The 21,310-nt window shown below is 68.3% G+C and carries 21 protein-coding genes, 1 tRNA gene and 1 other RNA gene; 11 read left to right on the top strand and 12 right to left on the bottom strand.

Features of this window, described 5'->3' with window-relative positions; genetic code table 11:
- Positions 1-10: 10 nt before the first annotated feature.
- Positions 11-652, bottom strand: a complete 642-nt coding sequence (locus ACIOVG_RS10685; RefSeq protein WP_400872855.1) for a class I SAM-dependent methyltransferase — start codon at positions 650-652, stop codon at positions 11-13.
- Between the two features lie 68 nt (positions 653-720).
- On the opposite strand from ACIOVG_RS10685, the gene hflX reads away from it, so the two are divergent.
- Complete coding sequence (gene hflX / locus ACIOVG_RS10690) at positions 721-2,226, top strand: GTPase HflX (RefSeq protein ID WP_400872858.1); 1,506 nt, start codon at positions 721-723, stop codon at positions 2,224-2,226.
- A gap of 40 nt (positions 2,227-2,266) precedes the next feature.
- Here hflX and ACIOVG_RS10695 read toward each other — a convergent pair whose 3' ends face one another.
- Positions 2,267-2,929 (bottom strand): SIMPL domain-containing protein, encoded by a 663-nt coding sequence (locus ACIOVG_RS10695; protein WP_400872861.1) that lies wholly within the window; start codon positions 2,927-2,929, stop codon positions 2,267-2,269.
- Between the two features lie 137 nt (positions 2,930-3,066).
- Here ACIOVG_RS10695 and ssrA point away from each other — a divergent pair.
- The 5 genes from ssrA (at position 3,067) to ACIOVG_RS10720 (ending at position 8,700) form a co-directional block, all read left to right on the top strand.
- Positions 3,067-3,436, top strand: a transfer-messenger RNA (tmRNA) gene (ssrA, locus tag ACIOVG_RS10700).
- A 327-nt stretch (positions 3,437-3,763) separates the two neighbouring features.
- Positions 3,764-4,483 (top strand): IclR family transcriptional regulator, encoded by a 720-nt coding sequence (locus ACIOVG_RS10705; RefSeq protein WP_400872864.1) that lies wholly within the window; start codon positions 3,764-3,766, stop codon positions 4,481-4,483.
- A gap of 114 nt (positions 4,484-4,597) precedes the next feature.
- Positions 4,598-6,085 (top strand): purine-cytosine permease family protein, encoded by a 1,488-nt coding sequence (locus tag ACIOVG_RS10710; protein ID WP_400872867.1) that lies wholly within the window; start codon positions 4,598-4,600, stop codon positions 6,083-6,085.
- A 37-nt stretch (positions 6,086-6,122) separates the two neighbouring features.
- On the top strand, positions 6,123-7,259 hold the full coding sequence (locus ACIOVG_RS10715) for a histidinol-phosphate transaminase (RefSeq protein WP_400872869.1): 1,137 nt from the start codon (positions 6,123-6,125) through the stop codon (positions 7,257-7,259).
- Entirely contained in the window at positions 7,249-8,700 is a 1,452-nt protein-coding gene (locus tag ACIOVG_RS10720; RefSeq protein ID WP_400872872.1) for an FAD-binding oxidoreductase, read from the top strand. Before ACIOVG_RS10715 ends, ACIOVG_RS10720 begins: the two co-directional genes overlap by 11 nt.
- A 3-nt stretch (positions 8,701-8,703) precedes the next feature.
- Here the strand turns inward: ACIOVG_RS10720 and ACIOVG_RS10725 are convergent, their stop codons facing one another.
- The 5 genes from ACIOVG_RS10725 to ACIOVG_RS10745 form a co-directional block, all read right to left on the bottom strand.
- Positions 8,704-9,606 (bottom strand): dihydrodipicolinate synthase family protein, encoded by a 903-nt coding sequence (locus tag ACIOVG_RS10725; RefSeq protein WP_400872875.1) that lies wholly within the window; start codon positions 9,604-9,606, stop codon positions 8,704-8,706.
- A 9-nt stretch (positions 9,607-9,615) separates the two neighbouring features.
- Entirely contained in the window at positions 9,616-10,125 is a 510-nt protein-coding gene (locus ACIOVG_RS10730) for a GNAT family N-acetyltransferase (protein WP_400872878.1), read from the bottom strand.
- A gap of 62 nt (positions 10,126-10,187) precedes the next feature.
- A complete protein-coding gene (locus ACIOVG_RS10735) occupies positions 10,188-10,757 on the bottom strand; it encodes a hypothetical protein (RefSeq protein ID WP_400872881.1) in 570 nt (189 codons plus the stop codon).
- Positions 10,758-10,777: 20 nt separating this feature from the next.
- A complete protein-coding gene (locus tag ACIOVG_RS10740) occupies positions 10,778-11,575 on the bottom strand; it encodes an inositol monophosphatase family protein (RefSeq protein ID WP_400872884.1) in 798 nt (265 codons plus the stop codon).
- Positions 11,576-11,712: 137 nt separating this feature from the next.
- Positions 11,713-11,785: transfer RNA gene (locus ACIOVG_RS10745), tRNA-Lys, on the bottom strand.
- Positions 11,786-12,072: 287 nt separating this feature from the next.
- On the opposite strand from ACIOVG_RS10745, the gene ACIOVG_RS10750 reads away from it, so the two are divergent.
- Positions 12,073-13,626, top strand: coding sequence for an Ig-like domain-containing protein (locus tag ACIOVG_RS10750; protein WP_400872887.1), 1,554 nt, complete (start codon positions 12,073-12,075; stop codon positions 13,624-13,626).
- 76 nt (positions 13,627-13,702) lie between these two features.
- On the opposite strand, the gene ACIOVG_RS10755 is transcribed toward ACIOVG_RS10750, so the two are convergent.
- Genes ACIOVG_RS10755 through ACIOVG_RS10770 form a run of 4 tightly spaced genes read right to left on the bottom strand, consistent with a single transcriptional unit; the run spans position 13,703 to position 16,734 of the window.
- Entirely contained in the window at positions 13,703-14,185 is a 483-nt protein-coding gene (locus ACIOVG_RS10755; RefSeq protein WP_400872890.1) for a YbaK/EbsC family protein, read from the bottom strand.
- A 31-nt stretch (positions 14,186-14,216) separates the two neighbouring features.
- Positions 14,217-15,455 (bottom strand): MFS transporter, encoded by a 1,239-nt coding sequence (locus ACIOVG_RS10760; RefSeq protein WP_400872893.1) that lies wholly within the window; start codon positions 15,453-15,455, stop codon positions 14,217-14,219.
- Positions 15,452-15,892 (bottom strand): MarR family winged helix-turn-helix transcriptional regulator, encoded by a 441-nt coding sequence (locus ACIOVG_RS10765; protein WP_400872895.1) that lies wholly within the window; start codon positions 15,890-15,892, stop codon positions 15,452-15,454. Before ACIOVG_RS10765 ends, ACIOVG_RS10760 begins: the two co-directional genes overlap by 4 nt.
- A 53-nt stretch (positions 15,893-15,945) precedes the next feature.
- Positions 15,946-16,734, bottom strand: coding sequence for an IclR family transcriptional regulator (locus tag ACIOVG_RS10770; protein ID WP_400872898.1), 789 nt, complete (start codon positions 16,732-16,734; stop codon positions 15,946-15,948).
- Between the two features lie 104 nt (positions 16,735-16,838).
- On the opposite strand from ACIOVG_RS10770, the gene ACIOVG_RS10775 reads away from it, so the two are divergent.
- Genes ACIOVG_RS10775 through ACIOVG_RS10785 form a run of 3 tightly spaced genes read left to right on the top strand, consistent with a single transcriptional unit; the run spans position 16,839 to position 19,477 of the window.
- Positions 16,839-17,612, top strand: a complete 774-nt coding sequence (locus ACIOVG_RS10775) for a CoA transferase subunit A (protein WP_400872900.1) — start codon at positions 16,839-16,841, stop codon at positions 17,610-17,612.
- Between the two features lies 1 nt (position 17,613).
- Positions 17,614-18,285: a 3-oxoacid CoA-transferase subunit B gene (locus ACIOVG_RS10780; RefSeq protein ID WP_400872903.1), complete on the top strand. Its 672-nt coding sequence runs from the start codon at positions 17,614-17,616 to the stop codon at positions 18,283-18,285.
- On the top strand, positions 18,278-19,477 hold the full coding sequence (locus ACIOVG_RS10785) for an acetyl-CoA C-acetyltransferase (protein WP_400872906.1): 1,200 nt from the start codon (positions 18,278-18,280) through the stop codon (positions 19,475-19,477). The genes ACIOVG_RS10780 and ACIOVG_RS10785 overlap by 8 nt, the downstream gene beginning before the upstream one ends.
- Before the next feature lie 39 nt (positions 19,478-19,516).
- Here the strand turns inward: ACIOVG_RS10785 and ACIOVG_RS10790 are convergent, their stop codons facing one another.
- Positions 19,517-19,816: a hypothetical protein gene (locus tag ACIOVG_RS10790; RefSeq protein WP_400872909.1), complete on the bottom strand. Its 300-nt coding sequence runs from the start codon at positions 19,814-19,816 to the stop codon at positions 19,517-19,519.
- 218 nt (positions 19,817-20,034) lie between these two features.
- Here ACIOVG_RS10790 and ACIOVG_RS10795 point away from each other — a divergent pair, with 218 nt between their 5' ends.
- The gene (locus ACIOVG_RS10795) at positions 20,035-21,282 is read left to right on the top strand and encodes an MFS transporter (RefSeq protein ID WP_400872911.1); all 1,248 of its coding nucleotides are present in this window, start codon (positions 20,035-20,037) and stop codon (positions 21,280-21,282) included.
- Positions 21,283-21,310 lie beyond the last annotated feature (28 nt).

The raw sequence follows: 21,310 nt of genomic DNA on the forward strand, positions 1-21,310 counted from the left end.
CGCGTGAGGGTCAGCTCAGGGTGATCGGCTCCGTGGGCGGGCTGCCGTGCTTGCGCACCTTGAGCACGCGGTAGCCCTTCGCCGTCGTCGTGCGGAACACGCTGTAGCCGGGGTGGAACGTCGCCCCGATCCAGCGCTGGAGCGAGTCGGCGCCGAGGTTGCGCTGCACGACGAGCCAGGCGTCGCTGCGCTCGTCGAGACGAGGGATCCACCGTTCGAGCAGCCCGTGCAACTCGTTCTTGCCGACCCGGATGGGCGGGTTGGAGCGGATCGTGCGGAAGCTGATCTCGGCGGGAACATCGTCGGGCAGCGATGCGTTGACATTGGTGAGTCCGAGCGCTGCGGCATTGCGCCGGACAAGATCGAGCGCACGCTCGTTCACATCGACAGCCCACACCGTCGCATGCGGTGCCGCGATGGCCATCGACAGCGTGATGGGACCCCATCCGCTGCCGAGGTCGAGAAGGTTGCCTCCCGGCGGTACCGGAGGCATGTTGGCGAGTAGCACTGCGGTGCCGGCATCCAGACGATCCGGGCTGAAGACGCCTCCCGCAGTGGTGACGTCCAGCTCTCGGCCCGCGAGCGTCACATGGATCGCGCGCAGGTTCTCGGGGCTTGCCGGGGCCGCAGTGAAGTAGTGGTCGGACCCCATACGGCGAGCGTACCGGAGACCGGGGGCTAAGGTTAAGGCTCGCAACAAAAGCCAGAGACAAGGAACGGATGACGGAGACCACGACACCCTCCACGGGCGACGACGCGATGGATCGCGTGCTCGCACACGCGGACACGCGCACCGAGGTACGCACGTTCGGCGCTGCACAGGCGCTGCAGGACGAATCGACCGCGGCACACTCCACGACCGACGGCAACCAGTGGGACCTCGAAGATCGACATGCTCTTCGCCGTGTCGGCGGGCTGTCCACCGAGCTGGAGGACGTCACCGAGGTCGAGTACCGTCAGCTGCGCCTCGAGAACGTCGTCCTGGTCGGGGTGTACCCGCAGGGCGCTCAAGAGGATGCGGAGAACTCTCTGCGCGAGCTCGCGGCTCTGGCCGAGACCGCCGGTGCCGTCGTGCTCGACGGGGTACTGCAGCGTCGTCCGCATCCCGATGCTGCGACCTACCTCGGTCGGGGCAAGGCGCAGGAGCTCAAGGACATTGTCGCCGCTGTCGGAGCCGACACGGTGATCGCCGACACGGAACTGGCTCCGAGCCAGCGTCGTGCGCTGGAGGACGTGGTGAAGGTCAAGGTCATCGACCGCACGACCGTGATCCTCGACATCTTCAGCCAGCACGCCAAGAGTCGCGAGGGCAAGGCGCAGGTCGAGCTCGCGCAGCTCGAGTACCTGCTCCCGCGTCTGCGCGGCTGGGGTGACTCCATGAGCCGCCAGGCCGGTGGCCAGGTTGGTGCCGGCGGTGCCGGTATGGGTTCCCGCGGCCCCGGCGAGACGAAGATCGAACTCGACCGTCGGCGCATCCGCACCAAGATGGCTCTGCTGCGCCGTCAGATCCGCGACTACGCGCCGGCCCGAGAGGCCAAGCGCGCCGAGCGCAAGCGCAACACGATCCCCTCCGTGGCGATCGCCGGCTACACGAACGCGGGCAAGTCCAGTCTGCTGAACGCGCTCACGAGCGCGGGCGTGCTCGTCGAGAACGCGCTGTTCGCGACGCTGGACGCCACTGTGCGGCGGTCCGAGACTTCAGACGGTCGCGTCTACACGATCACGGACACGGTCGGATTCGTGCGGAACCTTCCGCACCAGCTCGTCGAGGCGTTCCGCTCGACCCTGGAAGAGGTCGGCGACGCCGATGTCGTGCTCCACGTCGTCGACGGTTCGCACCCCGACCCGGCGGGTCAACTGCAGACCGTCCGCGATGTGATGGGTGACGTGGGCGTACGCGACATGCCGGAGATCGTGGTCTTCAACAAGGCCGACCTGATCCCCGACGATGAGCGCCTCGTGCTGCAGGGCCTCGAGCCGCGGGCGCACTTCGTCTCCTCGCGTTCCGGCGAGGGTATCGAGGAGCTTCGCGCGGCGATCGAAGAGGCGCTGCCGCAGCCCGCCGTCGAGGTACGCGCGGTCGTTCCCTACGACCGCGGTGACCTGGTCGCGGCGATCCACGAGACCGGGATGCTGCTGTCGGTGGAGCACCAGGAAGACGGCACAGCCGTGCACGCTCGCGTCTCCGAGCGTCTGGCCGCGGAACTGGCCCCGTTCGCTCGCTGACGGCGGTCGTTCATCACCGGCCGCGAGCTCGCCCGACGGGTCACCGTGCGACGAAGCGCGCCTCCACGGTCGCGGTGACCGTGAGGTCGTCGGGCTCGTACTCCATCGTGGGGGAGGAGTCGGCGGCGAACGCACCTGCCCGTGCCTTCATCAGGGGAGCTCCGGAGGCGGGCTGCCCGCTGGAGATCAGTCCGACGTCCGCGATCTCCAGCGGAGTGACGGTCGAGAGGCCGAGAGCGCCTGCATACGCCTCGGCGCGAGTGACGGCGACGCCGACTGCAGCAGCGGCGACCTCGCGCTCGACGCGATCCCGCGTGTTCGGTGTCAGGTGCCAGTCGACCCATCCGACCTCGACGCCATCCCACGCGGAGATGTCGGAGACCCAGATCGAGAGCTCGGATGCTTCGGTGAACGTCGCTGTGAAGTCGATGCTCGCGTAATACACGGGCGCGAGCCGCTTACCCTCGTTGTTCCACGGGCGCTCGGCGCGCACGGACAGTCGCTTGCTCGACCAGTCGACTACGACATCGGTCGAGGCCCGTTCTGTGATGCTCACGCGCACGGGCTCGCTGAGCCGCATGACGTCGTCGACCACAGAGCCGCGCTCCGGGCCCTCCGCGCGGACGGTGACGCGGATGGTGGCGCGCTCGGGCGCGATGCGTGCCTCATGCTCGCCGCGGACGGTGACGGTGACTTCGCTCATGCGCCGACTCTACGCCAGCGGTCCGCGGGAATGGCGAGCCGGCCGTATCCGTTGTAGTCTGTAATGCTTGGGTCGCTCACACGACGCAAGCAGACAACTCCACAGCGTGACAGCGGCTCCTTCGAGAGAAGGACCACGGGGCTGATCGGTTTCGACAGCGCCTGTGAATCCACGAGAAGCGGGCCGAGGATGCAGAGTTATCTCGTAAACGCTCTCTGCAAAAAAATAGTTGCCGAAACCAAGCGCAACGACTTCGCCCTCGCTGCATAAGCGAGCCCGATAGTCCGTCAGGCCGTATGTGATTCCGATACGGATCCTGGCGTCATTTAGGAATCTTGCTGCGTGACGGCGTCTGGACGTCACGTGGGACTCTTCCCAGGCTGGGCTCGTCGACTTAGGTGTCTGTGACAAAGGTCGGAGCCGAGTAGAACGTCTTCACAGACTGCGCCCGGAGAAGGCGTGGAGACTCAGCGTTGGACGGGGGTTCGATTCCCCCCAGCTCCACCAGGTCGCTGTCACAACTCAGAACCCCGTGCTTCCCTGTTTCAGGGGGAGTGCGGGGTTCTTCCGTGTCTGCTCCTTCCATGTCCGATCAGGCACGCTCGAGGGGGCTATTACCGCATTCACTGCCTCTTGCTCCTGATCGTGGAGTATTTCGTTCCAAATTCAGTCACATATAGGGGGCGAATGGTGGCTCGGATATCCACGCGCGTGAGTGCATTGAGGTGCCGATGGAAGTAATTGTCGCTCAGCGCAAATTCGCCATGACTGGGGTCGTGAAGCCCTTGTAGCATCCGACCTATGTCAGAGGCGATATCCGTGGCGAGTCCGCCGATGGGGAGTTTCGACCGAGTCTCGAAGGTCCTCGTCGCCGTGTCACGCATGGATGCGCCCCGTGTCGCACAGATCGCCGCGCGCACCGGCCTTCCGCTGAGCGCGGTCTATCGCTGCCTCTCCTCGCTGGTCGACGCGGGACTCGTCGAAGAGGGGCCGACCAGGGGGCGCTATCACGCCGGCGTGGTGACCGTCGCGCTGGCCGAACGGTATCGACGCAGCGTTCTCAGCGGCGATGTCACGTCTCGCACGCTTCACGCACTCGCAGCTCACACGCTCGAATTCGCCGCACTGCTGGTTCGTCGCGGCGACGACATCGTCTGCATCGACACCGCAGACGGCTCTCGGGTGCTGCGCTGCACGTTCGTGGTGGGAGAGGTCGTGCCGATGGTGGCCGGGGCGAGCACAAGCGCGATACTCGCCTACCTTCCGGACGATGAGGCTGCGGGGATTCTGGCTCGGCACGGCGTCGCCGGATCGGACGCCTCTCCCGTGCTGGAATCGCGCGCCGAGGTGCGCGAGAGGGGGTTCGCGACCAGCGCGGGGGAGGTCGACGAAGGGGTGTGGGGAGTGGCCGCGCCGGTGTTCAGAGACGGTCTCGTCATCGGGGCCGTCGCCACGATGGCGCCGGTCTTTCGCGCATCCCGGCTTGCCCGCACCGCCGTTCCGGCGACGGTGGTGGCGGCGAAGGCCTTGTCCGAGCAGGGGCTCCGCCTGTGACCCTCACGCTCGGCACCACTGCAGACCATCCGAAGAGCCGGCATCGCGCTGGTCATCGCTCCCTGCGATGATCCACGCCGCCGCTCTCGGACAACCGAAAGGAGAGTTGACACGATGACGAGTCAACAGACGACGACGACCGGAACCCTGGTCATCGAGCGCAGAACCATCGATATGGTGCCGGCGAACGAGCGACACGGCACCCCGTGGAGCCAATTCACACTCTGGTTCGGCGGGAACATGCAGATCACCGCGATCGTGACCGGGCTCATCGCGGTCGCGATCTTCCATGCCGAGCCGCTCACTGCCATCATCGCCGTGCTCCTGGGAAACGTCGTCGGCGGAGTGACGATGGCCTTGCACTCGGGACAGGGCCCGCGCATGGGGCTGCCGCAGATGATCTCGAGCCGCGCGCAGTTCGGAGTGATCGGCGCGACTCTTCCGCTCGTGCTGGTCATCTGCATGTACCTGGGATTCGCATTGACCGGGGCCGCGTTGGCCGGGGATGCCATCAGCCACCTCCTCGGACTGCCCTCGACCGCCGGCTCCGCCCCTGTCGTCGGCATCCTCATCTTCGGCGCGCTGACGGTGATCGTCTCGGTCTTCGGGTATCAGCTCATCCACGTGATGGGGCGGATCGCGACCGTCGCTGGCATCCTCGGATTCGCGTACCTCTTCTTCCAGCTCTTCGCGAACTACGACGTGGGCGCGACCTTCGGCGAAGGTGCGACGGATGCCGCGACGTTCATGGTGTGCCTGACGCTGGGCGCGAGCTGGCAGATGACGTACGCGCCCTACGTGGCCGACTACTCGCGTTACCTGCCCGCAGACACCCCGGTGTCGACGACGTTCTGGTCGACGTTCCTCGGCAGCGTCACCGGCACGCAGATCTCGATGACGTTGGGCATCCTGATCGGCGCGGTCTCGGGGGAGGCCCTCCTCGGAGGACCGGTGGGCTTCGTCGGCCACCTGGCAGGGCCGGCCGCTGCGGCGTTCGTGATCTACCTCGTGATCATCGTCGGCAAGCTCACCGCGAACACCCTCAACGCCTACGGGGGCATCATGAGCACCGTGACGGTGATCACGAGCTTCAATGCGGAGACAAGGATCTCGTCGCGGGCGCGCTCGATCTACATCATCGTGTTCGTCGCCCTGACGATGGTCATCGCGATCGCTGCGAGCGCGGACTTCCTGAACAACTTCAAGAACTTCGTCCTGCTGCTCCTCGCGGTCTTCATCCCGTGGAGCATCATCAATCTGGTCGACTACTACCTGGTCTCGAAGGAGCGCATCGACATCCCCGCGCTCTACGATCGACACGGACGCTACGGGGCGGTCAACTGGACGGCACTGGTGCCCTACGCGATCGGCATCGCCGTGCAGATCCCCTTCCTCACGAGCGACACCTACAGCGTTCTGGGCACGTTCAACGGGCCGTTGGCCGACGTGATGGGTGGTATCGACGTCTCCTGGGCGGTGTCGATGATCGTCACCTTCGCGGTCTACTACCCCTGGGCGAAACGCACCATGCGACCACCGTCGAGCATGATCTATCCGCGCGACTATTCGCCGGAGCAGACCGGACAGATCGCGGTGATCTGACGTGTCATCTCACGAGTCCGTGACCAGAGGAGTCCTCATGACGGCAACACGAGACGACCGGCCGGAAGGGGTGCAGCCTCTGCCCGAGATCAGCCGTCTGCCGCGCTATCGCCCCGGCAAGCCGGTGATCGCTCGTCCGGGGCTGGTGGGTTTCAAGCTCTCCTCGAATGAGAGCCCCTTCGCACCACTGCCTGCAGTGATCGAGGCGATGCGGCACGCCGACCGCCTGAACGTCTACCCCGATCCGACCGCATCACCCCTTCGAGACAGACTCGCGGATCTCCTGGGAGTCCGTGCGTCGAACATCGTGGCCGGGACGGGAAGCCTCGCGGTCCTGAACGACGTCCTGCAGGTGTTCGCGGGACGTCGCGCCGACGGCACCGTGGACGAGGTCGTGTTCGCCTGGCGCTCGTTCGAGTCGTACCCGATCTCGGTCGGTCAGACCGGAGCGCGCGGCGTTCCGGTGGCGCTTCGCCCTGACATGACGCACGACCTCGAGGGCATGCTGGCGGCGGTGACCGAGCGAACGCGCGTGCTGATCCTGTGCACGCCCAACAATCCGACCGGTCCCGCGCTCCGTCACACCGAGGTCAGGGACTTTCTCGCACGGCTGCCCTCGAACGTGCTCGTCGTGATCGACGAGGCCTATGTCGAGTACGTGCGTGGTGAAGACAGGCTGGACGCGATGGCGCTGCTCCGCGAGTTCGCGAACGTGCTCGTGCTGCGCACCTTCTCCAAGGCTCACGGGCTCGCGAGCCTGCGTGTGGGGTACTGCATCGCGCACGAGCACATCATCCGGCATCTGGAGGCCGTCGCGGTTCCATTCTCGGTTCCGCATGCCGCGCAGATGGCGGCGATCGCCTCGCTGGAGGCTCTGCCGGAGGTGCTCGAACGGGTCGAGCAGACGGTGCAGGAGCGAGAGTGGTTCCGACAAGAGCTTGCGAACCTGGGTCTGCGCGTCCCGGATGCCCAGGGGAATTTCGTCTGGTTGCCGCTGGGCGGACGCTCGGCCGAGTTCACCGCGATCTGCAATGCGCAGGCGGTCTCCGTGCGGCAGTTCGGTGCGGAGGGGGTCAGGGTGTCCATCGGTCTGCGCGAGGCACATGAACGGGTACTCGATGTCACCCGCGACCTCGTGGCGTCGAGCGCGAAGGAGAGCAACGATGTGGGATGAGCAGACGACTGCGGACGGGGGAGACGAGGCGAGAGGACTCATCGACGCGCTGGAGCGTGCGTTGCCGGGCCGTGTGCTGTGGCAGGCCGTCGATACGAGCGACTACTCGCATGACCGCTCCCATCACACGTGGGCGCCTGCCGTCGCCGTGGTGCGGGCGACGACCACGGATGACGTTGCCGCAGCGGTGCGGGTATGTCGCGCAGCGGGCGTGCCCGTCATCGCACGGGGAACCGGCACCGGATTGGAGGGGGGAGCGAACGCGCTCCCTGGCGAGGCGGATCCGATCACCGGAGTCGTCCCGTCGCGGTCGAGGGTCGTGGTCATCGACCTGCAGGGGATGAGCCGGATCCTGCGGATCGACCCGGACTCCGCAGATGCGACGGTCGAAGCGGGAGTGCGTCGGAGCGAACTCAACCCGGTGCTGGCCCCTCACGGTGTGCAGTTCGTCGCCGGCCCTGGCGTGGACGCGTCGATCGGAGGGATGGCAGCGACGCGTGCCAGCGGGACGAACGCCGTGAAGTACGGCACGATGGCCGAGAACGTCCGCGGGCTCACCGTGGTCATGGCGGATGGCACCGTGGTGCGTACCGGCGGCCGCGCACGCAAGTCGTCCGCCGGCTACGACCTCACGCACCTGTTCATCGGCTCGGAGGGCACGCTCGGGATCATCACGGAGCTGACGCTGAAGCTGACGCCGATCCCCGAGGCTCGTACGCTCACGGTGATGTCCTTCCCCTCGGTCGAAGCGGCGGCGCGCGTGGTGCAGCGCTGCCTGCAGGTGGGCGTCGACCTGGCCCGCGCGGAGCTTCTCGACACCGCGCAGATCGCGGCTATCAATGCGTACTCGCACACCGACTTCCGCGAGGCCTCGACCTTGTTCGTGGAGCTGAGCGGTGAGGCGAGGAGTCTCGATGGGCAGGCAGCGCGACTCGATGTCATCGCGGACGCCGAGGGGGTGCTCGAGCGCCGCACGATCGATCCTGCGGATCACGAGAGGGTGTGGCAGGTGCGTCACGATGCCCTCCCGGCCGCACAGGCGCTCCGCCCCGATTCGTACACGTGGTCGACCGACGTCTGCGTGCCGATCGCTCATCTCGCCCAGTGCATCACCGAGACGCAAGCCGACATCGTTGCCAGTGGACTCCTCGCACCGATCGCCGGGCATGTCGGGGATGGCAACTTCCACCTCGCGTTCGTGCTCGCCAACGGGGACGATGCGGAGCGGCAGCGCGCGGCCGGACTGTACCGACGGATGATCCGTCGAGCGCTCTCCTTCGGAGGAACATGCACGGGGGAGCACGGCATCGGCGAGGGCAAGATGTCGGACCTGATCGACGAGCATCCGACCGGTGTCCCGGTGATGCGGGCGATCAAACGAGCTCTCGATCCGGAGGGTCTGCTCAACCCCGGAAAGATGGTCGACCGTCGCGCGGAGTGAGCGTCAGCCCGTCAGCCCGAGCTCTTCGAGCACGGCGGCGACGCGGCCCCGCTGTTCATCGTCCAGTCCGCGGATCGGGAGTGGCAGGCTCCGCGGCGGAGCGAGCCTCAGGTGCTCGGCGATGGCCGCGATCACCCGCAGGCTGCCTCCGAACTCCGCGAAAAGATCCCACAGCGGTGCGAGACGCATCGATTCGGCGGCGGCTGCGTCGACGGCGCCGTCCTGGCTGCTCCGGGTGATCCCCACGGCGGGAGCAGGCAGGGTGCCGGCCACGACCGAGTACCAGGCATCGCAGCCCGCCGCGAGGCCCGCAGCGCCGAAGGCGTCGCCGGAGACTCCCACGGTGACCCCGGCCGGGAGCACGGCGCGGATCGCGGCGACGTGTGCGCGGGCGCCCACCGGATCGCGGGGAACCCCGGGGATCTTGATCGACGCGATCCCGGGAAGCTCGGCGATGCGTCCGTAGAGCTCGTTCGAGAAGCTGAAGTGGGTGGTTCCGGGGTTGTCGTAGACGATGACGGGGAGCCCGGTGTGCGCGGTGACAGTTCGGTACAACCCGAACACGTCCTCGGCAGTCAGCGGCTGATACGTCATGGGCGCCAGGAGCAGGCCGGCAGCTCCCGCCTTCTCGGCGCTCTCTGCATGGCTGAGGACCTCCGAGGTGCGGAGAGCGCTGATGCCGACGAACACGGGTGTGCCGTCGGCGTGCTCGACAGCGAGGCGGGCGACGCGTGCGCGTTCGATCGGGCTGAGATAGGCCGCGCACCCCGTGGAACCGAGCGCGGTGATCGAGTCGACCCCCGCCCGCGCAAGACGTTCCACCAGGCCGGCGAAGGCGCGCTCATCGACCATGTCGTCGTGCAACGGGGTGAGTGGGAACGCGCTGAGGCCGGTGAAGAGAGACATGCGATCAGCCTACGAGGCGGCGGAATCCGCGAGATCGAGCACCCACTCGATCATCACGAGATCGGCGCCGCGGAATGTCGCGGTGGTGGTACCGAGCAGCCGGAAGCCGGAGCCGCGACACACCGCATTCGAGGCAGGGTTGTCGGTCTCCGGGAACGCGACGAGCAGGCGTCTGGCTCCCCGGTGGCGGCGCACGTCGTCGAGCAACAGGGCGAGCGCACGACGAGTGAGGCCGTGCCCCTGGGCTTCCGGGAGGATGAACCACCCGGTCTCGAACACGTCGTGCTCGTTCCAGCGCAGGTGCCAGTAGCCGATGGATCCGACGGCGCGCGTTCCCTGCAGTATGGCGAACATCCGCGCTTCGCCGGTCTCGACGTAGCGGAGGTAGCGGGCGTGACGATCGACGACCTCGGCATCGGTCTCCGGGCCGTTCAGATGTGCGGTCATCTCGGCGGTGTTCGCACGGTGCAGCAGCCAGAGGTCTTGGTCGTTCCAGAGGCGCAGGGCGATGTCTGCCATGCGTCGAGCGTCGCACGGGTCACCGACATCGCACGAGGCGAGTGCGTGGACGCTGGACCCGGTCAGCCGGCCCATTCGATCAGGACCAGGCCCTGGCGGGTGTCGGCCAGCTTCACCCACCCGTCGTGGAACAGGTACGTCATCCCGTACCCATCGTCATCGGTGCCCATCGAGTACTGCGGATCCTCCGTGATGTACGTCCCCTCAGGGCCGTCTTCGCGCGTCCACCCCGAGGCCAGGAGTGCGTCCTGGGCTGCGGTCGCATCCTCGGTCGTGATCGCCGACCAGCCGTAGAGCTGCCCGTGGTCCGATCCGACCGCGTAGTCCGCCCAGAAGCACAGCAGACCGTCGCTGAGCTCGACGTCGCCGATCACGAAGTCCTTCGGCTTCGCGGTCCACCCGGCGGTCGTGAGTGCCTCGACTGTGCCTGCCGAGATCATCGACTCGCAGGTGAGCTCCGCATCCGGCTCCTCGGGGGCAGGGGAGTCGATCGGCACGGAGGTTGCCCGGGGGGTCGGAGTCGAGGAGTCAGCGGTCGGTGATGGCGCCGGTTCGGCGGTACCGGTGCACGCGGTGAGGACGGCGAGAAGAAGGAGCGCTCCCGCCGTCGCGGAGGTGATGCGGGGGATCATCGCGGGCCTCATGGTTCTGATCAGTCGTGCAGCAGGGTGAGGAACGCCTCATGGAGGACGCCGTTGGTTGCGAGCGTCGATCGGGCCGAGATCGTCTCAGAACCGTCGTAGGCGGTCATCCGCCCGCCGGCTTCGCGCACGATCGGGACCGCAGCGGCGATGTCGTACTCCTTGACGTCGAACTCGGCGACCATCTCGAGTCGCCCCTCCGCGAGCAGCATGTACGAGTAGACGTCGCCGTACGCGCGGTCGCGCCAGACGCGGGAGGAGAGGCGCACGAGGTCGTCGAGGTGCCCGGCATCCGCCCACTGTGCGATGCTCTGGAAACTCGCGCTCGCCTCGTCGAGCGACGCGACAGCGGAGACTCCGAGTCGGCGGGGATCCCCATCGGTGGCCGTCCAGGCGCCTGCGCCGGTGGACGCCCACCAGCGACGTCCGAGCGCCGGCATGCTGACGACGCCGACCTGCGGCTCGCCGTCGATCGCAAGGGAGATCATGGTGCCCCACAGCGGGACACCGCGGAGGAAGTTCGCCGTGCCGTCGATCGGATCGATGATCCACTGTCGGTGCGTGTCGCCCTCTGCACCGAACTCCTCACCGAAGATGCCGTCCCCCGGACGCTCAGCGGCGAGGATCGCGCGGATCGCGCGTTCCGTCGCGAGGTCGGCGTCGGTGACGTGCGAACTGTCGGCTTTGGTGGAGACCACCAGATCGGCCACGTCGAATCTCGGCAAGGACTGCGCGTCGGCCGCATCGGCGAGCCGGAGGGCGAGTTCGAGGTCAGCGCGGAGGGCGTCAGCGGGGGAGGAGACGGTCACGATCCCAGGATAGTCGTCCGCAAAAGATGGGACGTCGTGGGACGTCACGAAGCGGGAGGCGCCAGACCTGGCGCGACTCTTCTGCAGGAAGCAGAAAAGCCTCGCGAATCTGGCGAGAGATTCGTGAGGCTGATCCGTGCACCCCCTGGGACTTGAACCCAGAACCCACTGATTAAGAGTCAGTTGCTCTGCCGATTGAGCTAGAGGTGCGTTTTCCGGGATGACCCCGGCCGAGGAATTACATTACCAGCCGACGGGCGGCATGTGAAATCGAGGGCGGAAAGCCGTGGTCGCCCCCGCGATTCTCGCTCTGCCGTGCGCTTCACCACCCGCGTTCACGACCGCGCGCCCAGCCCAGTGCGAGATCGATGTGCGCACGCGTTGGACCCTGGTCATGACGTGTTCCGGTATATCGCGTAACAGCGGTGCCTCCCTGTGGTCTCATAACCGGGGTCTCTGCGCAGGCAGAGTCGAGAGGTGACTGGAGGACAACACCTATGGGAATGCACTTACGACGCGCGTCGCGCATCCGATCCGCGGGGGCTGTCGTCGCCACGGCGATCGTGGCAGTGATGACGATGGCGGGCTGGGGCGCCTCTGCGGCGCTGGCCGCCGACTACGACTATCCCGCGGCCATCGATCCGGCGTCGATCGTCGTGACGACGACCGATGGAAGCGGGGAGACCACGGTCAACGAACACCTCCGCGTGGATGCCTCGTGGTCGGTGCCGGACGGAGCCGTCTCCGGGCAGACGTTCGGGTTCACTCTGCCGGCCGAGTTCGCCGGATTCACCGGCTCCTTCGCGGTGCCGGCAGAGGACGATCCCACGCAGACCGTCGCGAACTGCACCGTGTCGGCGGGAACCCAGGCCGTCGTGACCTGCACGCTCACCGACTACGTCGACGGGCGGACGGACATCTCCGGTTCGCTCTGGTTCCTGGTCTCCGCTGCCGAGGAGACGACCGACACGACCGTCGACTTCACCGTCGACGGACAAGTCGTGCCCGTGCCGATCCCTGGGGGAGGCATCATCGGGGATCCGCTTCCGACTGCGCCGGAGAAGTGGGCGTGGCAGACGGCGGACGGTCGGCTCGCCTGGCAGCTGATGATTCCCGGGGCGACCTTCGCCGGAGTCGACCCTCTGAAGATCGATGACACGTTGACGCCGCCGGGCGCGGGTTCTGGCGAGCACCACAACATCGACGGCACGCTGACCGTGTGGAGCACCGACGCCGCAGGCGGAGATCGTCAGGCGGTCACCGATTGGACCGGGGGATGGGATGCCGCTGGCGACTCGTTCCACGTGGAGATCGGGGGGCCGATCGATCCGATGCGCAACTACGTGGTGAAGTACTACACCGTGCCCACCGACGGCGCGACGGGCGATTCGTTCGCGAACGTCGCCGATATCGGTGGGGTCGTCGTGCACGCCGCGCAGGTGTGGACGGCTTCGGGCGGCGGAGCGGGCACCGGAGGGACGTCGGGGAGCTTCTCGATCCAGAAGCAGCTCGCCGGTGAGGGTGCGGCGACCGTGCCTGAGGGCACCGTGTTCGACGTGGCGTACTCCTACGGCGACCCGGTGGTGCGCAAGGAGCTCGAGGTCACGGTGGGTGCGTCGGCGACGAGCATCGCACTCCCTCGTGGCACGGTCATCACCCTCGAGGAGATCGACCTGCCGACGATCGACGGCGTGACCTGGGGGACACCTGCGTTCTCGGGGACCGGCGTCCGCGCCCTCGCCGACGGCAAGGCGGAGATCACGATCGCTGCGGGAGCGGCAGTGGGTATCACGCTGACCAACACGGCGACGCCGGTCGTGCCGCCGACGACGCCCCCGACCACCCCTCCGACGACGACTCCGACGACCCCGACGCCGACGCCGGCAGTCGAGCCGAGCCCGCCGACCGAGCTGCCGCTGACCGGTGGGCTCGCATCCACGGGAACCGACGTTCCTGTCGGGCTCCTGTGGGCCAGCGGGGCGGTGATGCTGCTCGGACTCGCACTGACCGGTGGAGCGGCCGTCGCGAGGCGGGTGCGCTCCGAGAAGTGACGCTCTGATCGTGCCTCTCCGTGCCCGGCCACCCGACGCCGGGCGCGGAGAGGTGCTGGATCGAGTGGCGTGCGGATCAGGCGACGGTGACCACGGTTCCCGACGTCAGGGCCGTGAGCTGAGAGAACGTCAGCGGCATCACCGTGTGCGGATGACCGGCGGCAGCCCAGACGGTGTCGTGCGCACGGAGCGCCTCATCGATGTAGGTCCGGATCGGTGCCGGGTGTCCGACGGGCGCCACGCCCCCGATGGCTTGGCCGGTCACGGCTCGCACGGTCGCTGCGGGGGCCATGGCGACAGTTCCGGCACCGATCTCGGCGGCGAGGGTCTCGAGGTCGGCGCGGTGTCCGCCGCTGGTCATCACGAGCACCGGTTCGCTGTCGGCGAGGAAGACCAGGCTGTTGGCGATCGCGGCGACCGTGCAGCCGATCGCGGCGGCGGCCTCAGGCGCGGTTCTCGCGGAGTCCGGAAGGACGCGGATCTCGGCGTCGATCCCGGCCTCCGCGAGGTGCTGGTGCACCAGCCTGCTGCGTTCGGGGAGCGAGGTCACATCGATCATCGCCCCACCGTATCGAATCGGCCGCGGGAGATCAGGCGGCGTCGCCGACCAGGATCGCCGCAGCATCCTCGGCCGGCGCATCCACGGCCTCGTCGTCGATGTGGGCGAGCACACGTCGACCCAGGAACACGGTCGACGCGGCGATCAGCACGGCGGCGGCGGCGAACAGGTAGGGCACGGTCGCGTTGAACGCGTGCCACAGCAACGCCGCGATGGGCGGGGCCATGGCTCCGCCCAGGAACCGGACGGCGGAGTACGACGACGAGGCGACGGAGCGCGGCAGGTCGGTCGCCTCCATCACAGCCTCGGTCAGCACCGTGTTCATGACGCCGAGGAGGAGCCCGCCGATCACGATGCACACCACGAGTGCCGTGGCGCTGCCGACCAGCAGCCCCGCCGCGACGAGGTCGATGGCGAGCAGCGGGAGGAAGAGCAGGATGATGCGCGTGCGCGGCATTCTGCGCATCAGGGCGGGCGCGACCCACACGCTCGTGACGGCCAGCGCGACACCCCAGCCGAAGAACGTGAGGCCGATCCCCATCGCGCCGAAGCCGAGCGGGAACGGGGAGAAGGCGAGGAGCACGAAGAAGCCGATGTTGTAGAACAGCGCGGCGACCGCCAGCACGGCCAGGGCGGGCCGGCGGAGTGCCGTGAACGGTGCGGAGAAGGGGACCGGTACGCGCTTCTCCGACCCGCCGCGCACGAGCACCAGCACGGCGACGAAGGCGATCGCCATCAGGACGACGACGCCGAAGAACGGACCGCGCCAGCTCTGCTCTCCGAGCAGGCCGCCCAGCAGGGGGCCGATCGCGATCCCGAGGCCGAGCGCCGCCTCGTACAGCACGATCGCGGCGCTGCTGCCGCCGGACGCGGCGCCGACGATCGTCGCCAGGGCCGTCGAGATGAACAGGGCGTTGCCGAGTCCCCAGCCGGCGCGGAAGCCGATGACGGCGTCGACGCTGCCGCTCAGCGCGCACAACAGCGCGAAGACCACGATCAGCCCGAGACCGATCAACAGGGTCGCCTTGGCGCCGATGCGACTCGAGATCCAGCTCGTCACCAGCATCGCCAGGCCCGTCACCAGGAGGTAGCTGGTGAACAGCAGCTCGGTCTCGACCGGCGATGCCTGCAGGGACTCGGCGATCGCCGGGAGGATCGGGTCGACCAGCCCGATGCCCATGAAGGCGACGACGCAGGCGAAGGCGACCGCCCAGACCTGCGCCGGCTGCTTCCAGGGGGATGCGGTGGGGGTGGTGGCGGCGGTGTTCACCGTGCTGCTCCTGTCTTGTCGGCGGTGTCGGTGTGGATGTCGAGGATCTCCGCCGCACGTTCGAGGACCTGCCACTCCTCCTCGCTCACCCCGGCGAACCGAGGGGCGAGGGTGTCGCGGAACTCCGCACGCCAGGCACGCAGTGCGGCCGAGCCGGCGGTCGTGATGTCGACGATCGTGGCTCGCGAGTCCTCAGGGTCGGGTGAGCGCAGGACGAGCTCCTCGCGCTCCAGCACGCCGATCAGGCGTGTCATGCCGGGTTGCGTGGTGCGGGCGGCGCTCGCGAGGGCCCCCACGCGCTGGGGACCCTGCTGATCGAGCAGGCTCAGCACCCGCCATTGCGCGGCGGGCGCCTCATTGCCCGCATCCTGGGCGGCGATCCGGGCCAGCGCATAGGCGGAGAGCACGATCGACGGGATGACGTCCACACGATTCATACCAAGAAGTATATACCTGTTGGTATGTAAACGATCCGACGTCGAGATTCGCCTCAGCGTCGGGCGTTGGCGATCCGCGCGGAGAGCTCGTGCGCGTGCGCGAGAAGCGTCCGCCCGAGCTGCGCCATCCGGTCGGGGCCGAATCGGAACTCGACTCCCGTGAGGCTCAGTGCCCACTCCGGTCTCCCCGCCCGGTCGAAGACGGCGGCGCCGATGCCCCAGCTCCCTTCGACGATCAGGCCGGGATTGATCGCGTAGCCGCGCTCCTTGGTCTCCGCCAGCCGGGCGCGCAGGGGGCGCTCCCCGTGAGTCCCGCCCCAGGCGCTGCCGAGGTCGGGATGGCGTTCCAGGTAGGCATCCACATCGTGGTCAGGCAGGAAGGCCAGGATCGCCAGGCCGGCACTGGCGACGCCGAGCGGGAAGCGCACTCCTTCGCTGAGCACGAAGGAGCGGATCGGAAACGCTCCCTCTTCGCGGAGCAGGCACACGGTCTCATCCGCGCGGCGCACCGAGAAGAACGCGCTCTCCTCGGTCTTCACCGCGAGCGAGCGGACGATGTCCCGCGCCAGACCCGTGACGTCATACCGTGCGGCGGCGACGGAGCCCATCAGGAACAGTTCGGGGCCAGGCATCCAGCGCGTGCTGTCGGCATCGCGATCGACGAGCCCTTCGGCTCTGAGCGCCGTCAGCAGGCGGTGAGTGGTCGATCTGGTGAGCCCGGCGTCCCGTGCGAGGTCGTGGAGGGCCGCCCCTTCGGCCCCGGCGGCCGTGACGAGGCGCAGCAGGTGCGCCGCGCGTGCGATCGACTGTGCGCCGGGGACTCCTCCGGATGCCGGTTCCATAATGTGGACGCTACTGCGCGAAGCGACCACATCGCAAGAACTTGCTTCCGCTGCGACGGTTCACGCGCCAGGCTGGACGCAGGACGCGTTTCGAAGGAGTGCACGTGATCGACAAGCAATGGTCCACAGCTGCCGAGGCGGTCGCCGACATCCCGGACGGGGCATCGCTCGCGGTCGGAGGGTTCGGTCTCTCCGGCAATCCGATCGCGCTGATCGAGGCGCTTCTGGCACAGGGCACGTCCGGGCTCAGCGTCGTCAGCAACAACTGCGGCGTCGACGACTGGGGCCTGGGGGTGCTGCTCGGGGCGCACCGCATCCGCAAGATGACCTCCTCCTACGTGGGGGAGAACAAGGAGTTCGAACGCCAGTTCCTCACCGGCGAGCTCGAGCTCGAGCTGACTCCGCAGGGGACGCTCGCCGAGAAGCTGCGTGCCGGAGGGTCGGGTATCGCGGCCTTCTACACGCAGACCGGTGTCGGCACCCAGGTGGCGGAGGGCGGACTGCCCCGGCGGTACAACGCGGACGGCACGATCGCTGTCGCCTCTCCGACCAAGGACGTGCGCAGCTTCGACTTGGACGGCACGCCGCGCGACTTCGTGCTGGAGGAGGCGATCACGACCGACTTCTCCCTCGTGCACGCCCTGGCCGGTGACCGGCACGGCAACCTGATCTTCAACAAGGCCGCCCGCAACTTCAACCCGCTGGCCGCCATGGCCGGACGCATCTGCATCGCGCAGGTCGAGCGGCTGGTGGAGCCGGGCGAACTCGACCCCGATCACGTGCATCTGCCCGGCGTGTACGTGCACCGGATCGTCGAGGTCGGCTCCGACATCCCCAAGCGCATCGAACGGCGCACCGTCGCCGCGGAAGGAGCCTGACATGGCACTCACGCGCGATGAGATGGCCGCGCGCGCCGCGGCCGAACTCCGGGACGGGGCCTATGTCAACCTCGGCATCGGGCTGCCCACACTCGTGCCCAACCATGTGCCCTCGGCCGTGACGGTGGTGCTCCAGTCCGAGAACGGCATCCTCGGCGTCGGTCCCTACCCGCACGAGGACGCCGTCGACCCCGACCTCATCAACGCGGGCAAGGAGACGGTCACGGTGCTCCCTGGAGCGGCGTACTTCGACTCCGCAGCCAGCTTCGGAATGATCCGCGGCGGCAAGATCGATGCCGCGATCCTCGGGGCGATGCAGGTCTCGGCGTCGGGCGATCTTGCGAACTGGATGATCCCGGGGAAGATGGTCAAGGGGCCCGGTGGCGCCATGGACCTCGTGCACGGCGCCGGAACGGTGATCGTGCTGATGGAGCACTTGGCGAGAGACGGCTCGGCGAAGATCGTGCATGACTGCTCGCTGCCGCTCACCGGCCGCGGGGTCGTGGATCGGATCATCACGGACCTGGCCGTGATCGATGTGACTCCGGAGGGACTCATCCTGGTCGAGACCGCGCCTGGCGTGACCGTCGACGAGGTCGTCGCGGCCACCGAGCCGCCGCTGATCATCCCGGACGCGCTCCGGACCGCAACGACAGGAGTGGACAATGACTGAGAACGACTCCACCGCCGACGACATCGTGATCGTCGCGGCCGCCCGCACCCCGCAGGGTCGCCTCAAGGGCCAGCTCTCGGCGTTCACCGCGCCGCAGCTCGGCTCCTTCGCGATCCGCGGCGCTCTGGAGCAGGGGGCGGTGGAACCTGCCGCCGTCGACGCCGTGATCGTCGGACAGGTGCTCGCCGCCGGGTCGGGGCAGAACGCCGCACGACAGGCCGCCATCGGTGCGGGCATCGGCTGGGATGTGCCGGCGCACTCGGTGAACAAGGTCTGTCTCTCCGGGCTCACCGCGATCATCGACGCCGCGCGCATGATTCGCACCGGTGACGCGCAGGTCGTCGTCGCCGCGGGTATGGAATCCATGACACGAGCTCCGCACCTGCTGATGGGCTCACGCGACGGCTGGGCCTACGGCAGCGTGGAGGTGCTCGACCACATGGCGTTCGACGGGCTCACCGATGCCTACGACCAGGAGAGCATGGGGGCGTCGACCGAACGGCACAACGCCCGGTACGAGCTCACCCGCACGGCGCAGGACACCGTGGCCGCGCTGTCGCACCAGCGTGCAGCGGCCGCGCGGGAGGCGGGCGTGTTCGACGCCGAGATCGTCCCGGTGGATGTGCCTCAGCGCCGTGGCGAGCCGATCACAGTGACCGCGGATGAGGGCGTGCGCCCCGAGACGACGCTCGACACCCTCGCGGGGCTGCGTGCCGCATTCATCGAGGGCGGCTCGATCACGGCCGGGAACTCCTCGCCCATCTCGGACGGCGCCTCGGCCGTGGTCGTCACGTCACGGCGACGGGCGGATGCCGAAGGATGGACGGTCCTGGTGACGGTCGGAGCGAGCGGACAGACCGCCGGACCGGATAACTCGCTGCAGGCGCAGCCGGCCAGAGCGATCGAGCAGGCGTGCGAGAAGCAGGGCATCAGGCCCGCGGATCTCGACCTCGTCGAGATCAACGAGGCCTTCGGCGCGGTGGTCGCACGTTCTCAGGTCGAGCTCGGCCTGGATTCCGATGTCGTGAACATCCACGGTGGCGGCATCGCCATCGGGCACCCCATCGGCGCCTCCGGGAACCGTCTGGTCGTGCACCTGGCGCATGAGCTCGCACGGCGGGGGAGCGGAACCGCCGCCGTCGGCCTGTGCGGAGGAGGCGGTCAGGGCGAGGCGCTCATCCTGACGCGGTGATCGGCGCTCATCGCGTCGGGGTGCGACGAAGAGCGCGTCTCAGGAGCGCTTGTCCTTGGCGTGCCCCTGCGCGTCGGCGAGCGCCTTCTGCGACCGGAACTGCAGGCGCTGCGCCTTCTTCGACTTCTTGACCGATTGCGGTGAGTCCGCGTCGACGACGATGCCGCGGCGCTCCCGACGCATGTCGACCACGGCGCCGACCGCCAGCGCCATCGTGATCCCCCAGCTCACCCAGGAGAGGGCTGCGCGCCAGGTGATCGGCTCGCTCCGCGTGCCGCGCAGGAGCGATACCCCGGCAGAGATCGCTGCGATGAGTCCAGTGCTGAAGAGGTAGCGCATGTCCCTACGCTACTCGGCATATGCGGCTTCGGTCCCGAGCCTTGACAACCGTCGGCCGGACCGGAGCCGCCATGTCACATGAGCGCTCCTGCCCGGTACCGGCTACCATGGAGGGGTCGCGGCAGGCCCGCGGCCGCATAACCGTGTATCTACCGGCCGCCGACTTCTCGGCGGACAGCGGCGGCACCCGACTTCGCGTCTTCGGGCGCGCGAGAGCCATGACCCAGACACACACCTCCGCCGAGCCGACCCTCTTCCGGATCGCCGGCTTCCCCTATTTCCTGATCGCCTTCATCGCGCGATTGCCGTTCGCCATGATGGTCGTCGGTGTCCTCACCGTCGTCGTGTCCGCGCGCGGCTCGCTCTCGCTCGGAGGGCTCACCTCCGCCGCGGTCGGCCTGGGCACGGCCTGCTTCGGGCCGCTGCTCGGTGCGGCGGCGGACCGCTTCGGACAGCGTGTGGTGCTGCTGATCGTCGCCCTGGCCAACGGCACGATGCTGCTGCTGTTCACGGTCGTCGTGTACGGCGAATCCCCGGACGCACTCGTGCTCATCGCGGCGATCGGCATCGGCGCGACCGCTCCACAGGTATCGCCGCTGTCGCGTTCGCGCCTGGTCACCCTGATCCGCGAGCGGGTGGAGGACAGCCGACAGCCGCGCACGGTCTCAGGCACCATGGCGTACGAGTCGGCCGCGGACGAGACCGTGTTCGTGTTCGGACCGTTCATCGTCGGCATCCTGGCGTCCGCGATCGCGCCGTGGGCACCGCTGGTCGGCGCCGCGATCCTGACGGTGGTGTTCGTGGGCGCGTTCGCCCTGCACCCCAGTGCCCGCCACGTCTCCCGCGACCGCGGTGAGGACGGCAAGGCGCTGTCGCCGGCGTCGGAGCTGTTCCGACCGCAGCTCCTGGTCGTGATCCTCGGCATCCTGGGCGTCGGCATCTTCTTCGGCACCATGCTCACCTCGCTGACCTCGTTCATGGCCGATCGCGACGCGGCAGAGCAGGCGGGGCTGCTGTACGGCGTCATGGGCGTCGGCTCGGCGGTTCTCGCGCTCGGTGTCGCGTGGCTGCCCCCTGCCTTCTCGCTGCGGGCACGCTGGCTGGTGTTCTCCGGCATCCTGCTCGCCGGGTCGCTCCTGCTGGGTCTGGTCGACTCGCCGGAGATGATGATGCTCGCGCTGGCGATCATGGGCATCGGCATCGGCCCCACGCTCGTCACCCAGTACAGCTTCGGCGCGGCGCTCAGCCCGCGCGGCCGCTCCGCCACTGTGATGACGATGCTGGGGTCGGGGATCGTGGTCGGACAGTCGATCGGCGCCGCCGTGGCTGGGGAGATCGCCGAGAACGTCGGGACGTCCGCTGCCCTGGTGCTGCCGATGTTCGCGGCGGCCGTGGCCTTCGGCGCCGGCCTGCTGAACTGGGTGCTCAGCAGCTCCCGCACGCGCCGCCGGACCGTCGCCGCCTGAGCGTCGGGCGCCGGGAGGCCGCCAACCT

The sequence above is a fragment of the Microbacterium sp. NPDC087591 genome, assembly GCF_044743625.1.
Classification (GTDB): domain Bacteria; phylum Actinomycetota; class Actinomycetes; order Actinomycetales; family Microbacteriaceae; genus Microbacterium.

Coding starts and splice junctions, on each gene's coding strand:
- ACIOVG_RS10685 (WP_400872855.1), bottom strand. CDS start 652: ATGGGGTCCGACCACTACTTCACTGCGGCCCCGGCAAGCCCCGAGAAC.
- hflX (WP_400872858.1), top strand. CDS start 721: ATGACGGAGACCACGACACCCTCCACGGGCGACGACGCGATGGATCGC.
- ACIOVG_RS10695 (WP_400872861.1), bottom strand. CDS start 2,929: ATGAGCGAAGTCACCGTCACCGTCCGCGGCGAGCATGAGGCACGCATC.
- ACIOVG_RS10705 (WP_400872864.1), top strand. CDS start 3,764: ATGGGGAGTTTCGACCGAGTCTCGAAGGTCCTCGTCGCCGTGTCACGC.
- ACIOVG_RS10710 (WP_400872867.1), top strand. CDS start 4,598: ATGACGAGTCAACAGACGACGACGACCGGAACCCTGGTCATCGAGCGC.
- ACIOVG_RS10715 (WP_400872869.1), top strand. CDS start 6,123: ATGACGGCAACACGAGACGACCGGCCGGAAGGGGTGCAGCCTCTGCCC.
- ACIOVG_RS10720 (WP_400872872.1), top strand. CDS start 7,249: ATGTGGGATGAGCAGACGACTGCGGACGGGGGAGACGAGGCGAGAGGA.
- ACIOVG_RS10725 (WP_400872875.1), bottom strand. CDS start 9,606: ATGTCTCTCTTCACCGGCCTCAGCGCGTTCCCACTCACCCCGTTGCAC.
- ACIOVG_RS10730 (WP_400872878.1), bottom strand. CDS start 10,125: ATGGCAGACATCGCCCTGCGCCTCTGGAACGACCAAGACCTCTGGCTG.
- ACIOVG_RS10735 (WP_400872881.1), bottom strand. CDS start 10,757: ATGATCCCCCGCATCACCTCCGCGACGGCGGGAGCGCTCCTTCTTCTC.
- ACIOVG_RS10750 (WP_400872887.1), top strand. CDS start 12,073: ATGGGAATGCACTTACGACGCGCGTCGCGCATCCGATCCGCGGGGGCT.
- ACIOVG_RS10755 (WP_400872890.1), bottom strand. CDS start 14,185: ATGATCGATGTGACCTCGCTCCCCGAACGCAGCAGGCTGGTGCACCAG.
- ACIOVG_RS10765 (WP_400872895.1), bottom strand. CDS start 15,892: ATGAATCGTGTGGACGTCATCCCGTCGATCGTGCTCTCCGCCTATGCG.
- ACIOVG_RS10770 (WP_400872898.1), bottom strand. CDS start 16,734: ATGGAACCGGCATCCGGAGGAGTCCCCGGCGCACAGTCGATCGCACGC.
- ACIOVG_RS10780 (WP_400872903.1), top strand. CDS start 17,614: ATGGCACTCACGCGCGATGAGATGGCCGCGCGCGCCGCGGCCGAACTC.
- ACIOVG_RS10785 (WP_400872906.1), top strand. CDS start 18,278: ATGACTGAGAACGACTCCACCGCCGACGACATCGTGATCGTCGCGGCC.
- ACIOVG_RS10790 (WP_400872909.1), bottom strand. CDS start 19,816: ATGCGCTACCTCTTCAGCACTGGACTCATCGCAGCGATCTCTGCCGGG.
- ACIOVG_RS10795 (WP_400872911.1), top strand. CDS start 20,035: ATGACCCAGACACACACCTCCGCCGAGCCGACCCTCTTCCGGATCGCC.